Origin of the sequence: Caballeronia sp., assembly GCF_049581465.1 — a bacterium.
GTDB lineage: Bacteria > Pseudomonadota > Gammaproteobacteria > Burkholderiales > Burkholderiaceae > Caballeronia.
In genome coordinates, this window is sequence record NZ_JBAUSA010000669.1 from 1 (window position 1) to 4405 (window position 4405).

Consider the following 4405-nt stretch of genomic DNA (forward strand, 5'->3'; position numbering starts at 1 on the left):
GCCGTGCGCCGCGCCGGGACAACGCGACGCCCACGCGATCGCCGCGTCCAGGTTGGGCACGTCGATCAGGTAGTAGCCGGCGAGCTGCTCCTTCGAATCGGAATACGGTCCGTCAAGCACCTGCGGCTTGCCGTCGACGAGTCGCACCGTGGTAGCCGTGTTCGTGTTCTGCAGCCGGTTGGCGCCCACCAGGACCTCCGCTTTTTTCAACGATTCGGTGTAGGCCTGGTACGCGGCGACGCCCTGCTGCCGCTCGCTGTCGGTCATCTGGTTCCAGCCGTTTTCTTCTGAATAAATCATCAACAGGTATTGCATGTGAGCCTCCATCATGGGGTTGAGGCGGGTGAATTACATCGGGCCGCCATCACAATGACGCGCGGGCCGCATGCTGACGGACAGACGGCATCGAAAAAATCGCGGACGGCGCATGACGACGATATCCGACTTTCCACTGTCCCCGCTCAGACCATTCTTCGCAACACGTCGTAACGCTCGATCAACTGGTGCTTCACTTAGCTTTCCATGTCTTTCATTTGGCTTGTGTCGAGGCGCTGTTCGCACGCTCGGAGAGTCGACACGCTCGAGCGTTCGGCGACCTCGTCGCCCGTCTGGAGGAGCAGCCGCGCATGCGGATGCCGCTGCTAGGGAAATATGATGAAATCTTCCAGCCGCCTCCAGGGGCAGCCTCACTCGGTGATCAAGTTGGCAGTCAATCTCACAAGGAGCATCAAATGGCAGACGATGTCAATAAATCGCGTCGGACCTTGTTAGGCGCATCGGCACTCGGTCTCGTGGCTGCGCAGCTAGGCACCCTTGTAAGCGCCAATGCACAAGAGAGCAACAACAATGGCGTTCCTGCGTCGGGCACGGCAGGGACATCGACAGCGTCCTTTGGCCCGCTAAAGCACGTAAAGGCCGGTGTACTTAGCATCGCTTATGCAGAAGCCGGGCCGGCAGATGGCCCACCGGTGCTGCTCTTCCACGGCTGGCCCTACGACATCCACAGCTTCGTCGATGTCGCGCCCATACTCGCGGCGGCGGGCTATCGGGTTCTCATCCCGTACTTGCGCGGCTACGGCGAAACGCGGTTTCTCTCCGCCTCGACGCTGCGTAATGGTCAGCCGTCTGCACTCGCAGTCGATGCCACCAGCTTCATGGACGCACTCAAGATCGATAAAGCGATCATGGGGGGATTTGACTGGGGTGGCAGGAACGCTAACCTTCTGGCCATTCTTTGGCCCGAGCGCGTCAAGGCGCTGGTCTCGGTGAGCGGCTATCTCGTGGGTAGCCAGGCGGCCGGCCGGATGCCGCTGCCGCCAGCCGCCGAGAACAAATGGTGGTATCTGTTTTATTTCGGCACAGACCGCGGTCAGGCTGGTTACGCCAAGAACACTAAAGAGTTCAACCACTTCATCTGGCAGCAAGCCTCGCCGAAATGGGCGTTCGATGACGCGACGTTCGCGCGCTCTGCAAAGGCGTTTGAGAATCCGGACTTCGTTCGTATCTCACTCTATAACTATCGCTGGGCCTTGAGCCTTGAGCCGGGCGAGCGAAAATACGATGGACTGGAGAAGAAGATCGCGACATTTCCGACTATCGCTTGTCCGACGATCACCTTGGAAGGCGACGCGAACGGCGCACCGCATCCCGACCCGAGCGTCTACGCGAAGAAGTACGTCGGCAAGTATGAGCATCGCACTCTGACCGGCGGCATAGGCCACAACCTGCCGCAAGAGGCACCGGCAGACTTCGCCAAGGCCATCATTGACGTCGACAAGGCTTGACGGCGACTCTGCCAACGAACGCTGCCAAGGGACGGCCATCCCCGCTTCTCGCTCACCGGGGTGGCTGTTCCTCAAATGATGCTCACCCGGCGCTCGACCACCTACGACCTAGTCGTGCATCTCGAGACCGGAGCGCCAGCATGCGAAAGTGCAATCAAGCCGGTTACAACGCATCGCCTTGTGAAGGAGTGCTTGGTGCCGCAGGCCGACCGCGCTCGCCGTGAATGGAGCAGATTGCCGCCATAAGCGGCCACGGCGGACCGACACCATGCGTTAGAACTGCGGCGCTACGCCGTCCTTTTCCACGAACAGCACGTGCGCGTCATAGACGCCGCTCGCACCGGGTGTCACCACAAGGAACACCTTCTTCCCTGCCGTCAGATCCGCTGTGCTCGCCGGTACCGGCGTCACGACGGGCACGTTTGCCGGCACGGTCACCGTGCTGCTGCCGCCCTTGTATGACAGGTTCAGTTCACGGCCGCTGGTGCCGGTGACAACGGACACCACGTTTGCATTCGTCATCGTGCTTTTGGGACCGAAGTCATAAGCGAAATGCCCTTCGGCCGTACCACGTGCCGCCTCAGGAAAAACGATCATCGACGTGGCTGTCAATTTTCCATCGCCGCCCATGAGCGCCGGCGTCCCCACGTAGGAACCGACTTTGGCGTCGGAAAGCTTGGCGGCCTTGAGCGCCGACACGCCGACGTCCGGCTTGACATCGATCGACACGGTGTCGCCGCTGTTCCTGTGTACGGTCAGCATTTCGCCCTTGAACGACACGATATCGCCACGAATGCGTTCCGGTTTGACGTCGGGCGTCTGCGCAAAAGACGCGCTCGAAAATGCAACGGCAGCGAACAACACACCTAGTTTGAAATGAATCGACACGGGTTACTCCATCTAAATGAACGGGATTGAATCGGGAGGCAACGGTTGCCGGAAGACAGGCCTCCGGCTGAAGGCCTTGCGCTCTGTCGAGGCTCTAAAGCGCCATCTGATTCTTCATGGCCAATACGTCCATCGACTCGATCGACGGGGGGCGTGCCAGCAACTCCTCTGCGCTTGACATCAACGCGTTGGCCATGTTGCCGACCAGGTGCGCCTGGCGGTCATCTTCACTCGCAAAGGCGTCGAAGACGCCGAACGTCGTCGGCGACAGTTTGAGGGCGAACCAGATCGGCGTGGTCGCCTCCCGATTGGTCAATTCAAGGCCCCCTGTAAGGAAGTCTGCTACCGCCTGCTCCTTTCCCGGTTTGGCTTCAAGTCGGACAAACAAGGCGTGCTTGATCATCTTTGCTCTCCAGTGTCCGCGTGAGAGGTTCATGCGGTGAACGACACTGTACAAACAGGGCGCGCTGGGGGATATTGTCTGAATCGACAATTTTGGTACCGATTCCGCCATGCGAATTTTTGTCCTTGCACTCGAAGGCGTGTTCGATACGGGCCTTACCACGGTGCTCGATAGCTTGACCATCGCGAACGGCCTTGCGTCCGCGACGGGGATAGCCTCAGTGGGCTTCGACATCACCGTGGTGGGGATGCGGCCCACGGTGCATACCGCGCTTGGCATGCAGGTCCCAGTGCGCGACATGAGCAGCGCCCCTGCGCCGGATTGGGTTGTCCTACCTGCCCTCAACCGCATGACGGCCGAAGCGCTTGTGCCTGTGCTCGGCCGGGACGATGTGGTCGATGCGCTAGGTGCCTTGCGCTCGTGGCGCAGTGGCGGCGCCCGCGTTGCAGCCGCCTGCACGGGTACGTTCGTGCTGGCTGAAAGCGGCTTGCTCGATGGGGGTAAAGCCACGACCACCTGGTGGCTTTCACCGCTATTCAGGCAGCGATATCCGCACGTGCATCTGGATGCGCACCGAATTGTCGTTCCGAGCGGCGCTGCGGTAACGGCAGGGGCGGCCCTGAGCCACCTCGACCTTGCACTCTGGTTGATCCGCAACAACAGCCCCGAGCTTGCGGCGCTGGTGGCCAAGTACCTCGTATACGACACACGGCTGTCGCAGTCTGCCTATGCGATCTCCGATCACCTCTCCCATTCGGACCCGCTCGTGGAGCAGTTCGACCGCTGGGTGCGTGAACACCTCGACACGGCAATCGCGCTCGACGTCGCTGCCGATGCATTGGCGACGAGCACGCGGACGTTGACTCGACGTCTGCACGCGGTGCTCGGTAAAACACCCATCGAATACATTCAGGACCTGCGGATCGAGCGCGCCGTCCATCTGCTCAAGACGAGCAAGCTCACCGTTGATCGCATTGCCGGGCAGGTCGGATATGCGGACGGCCACACCCTGCGAACGCTGCTGCGGCGGCGGATAGGAAAGGGAGTCCGTGAGTTGCGGGCGTCGTAAGCCGCTATGGTGTCCGAACTATGCGATGTAGCGTTCCAGCCCGTCGACGAGGACATCGAACGTGACACGGCAACGGGGACTGCTGCGAAGATCTTCGTGCATCGTCACCCAGGTCTCTAGTTGCAGCGAGAACTCAGTCGGCAACACACGCGTCAGCGTGTCGTCGCGCCCGGCCAGAGCAGCTTGGCAGCCGCCGATACCCGCCCCGCTGCGGATCAGCGCAAGCTGCGCGAGGTCGCTGTCGGTGCGTATCGAGAACGC

Annotated in this window: 5 protein-coding genes and 1 pseudogene; 2 read left to right on the forward strand and 4 right to left on the reverse strand. The window is 60.9% G+C overall.

What is annotated here, in order from left to right:
• On the reverse strand, positions 1-315 hold a 315-nt coding region (locus WCA53_RS16490; RefSeq protein WP_423912521.1), incomplete at its 3' end, for a YciI family protein.
• 416 nt (positions 316-731) lie between these two features.
• On the opposite strand from WCA53_RS16490, the gene WCA53_RS16495 reads away from it, so the two are divergent.
• Positions 732-1784: an alpha/beta fold hydrolase gene (locus WCA53_RS16495; RefSeq protein ID WP_423912526.1), complete on the forward strand. Its 1053-nt coding sequence runs from the start codon at positions 732-734 to the stop codon at positions 1782-1784.
• A gap of 273 nt (positions 1785-2057) precedes the next feature.
• On the opposite strand, the gene WCA53_RS16500 is transcribed toward WCA53_RS16495, so the two are convergent.
• Together WCA53_RS16500 and WCA53_RS16505 are read right to left on the reverse strand one after the other, a co-directional pair.
• Complete coding sequence (locus WCA53_RS16500; protein WP_423912529.1) at positions 2058-2672, reverse strand: hypothetical protein; 615 nt, start codon at positions 2670-2672, stop codon at positions 2058-2060.
• A gap of 94 nt (positions 2673-2766) precedes the next feature.
• Positions 2767-3075 (reverse strand): putative quinol monooxygenase, encoded by a 309-nt coding sequence (locus tag WCA53_RS16505; RefSeq protein WP_423912532.1) that lies wholly within the window; start codon positions 3073-3075, stop codon positions 2767-2769.
• A gap of 109 nt (positions 3076-3184) precedes the next feature.
• On the opposite strand from WCA53_RS16505, the gene WCA53_RS16510 reads away from it, so the two are divergent.
• Positions 3185-4144: a GlxA family transcriptional regulator gene (locus tag WCA53_RS16510; protein WP_423912535.1), complete on the forward strand. Its 960-nt coding sequence runs from the start codon at positions 3185-3187 to the stop codon at positions 4142-4144.
• 18 nt (positions 4145-4162) lie between these two features.
• Here WCA53_RS16510 and WCA53_RS16515 read toward each other — a convergent pair.
• Positions 4163-4405 (reverse strand): annotated as a pseudogene (locus tag WCA53_RS16515) (LysR family transcriptional regulator); the annotation flags it as partial.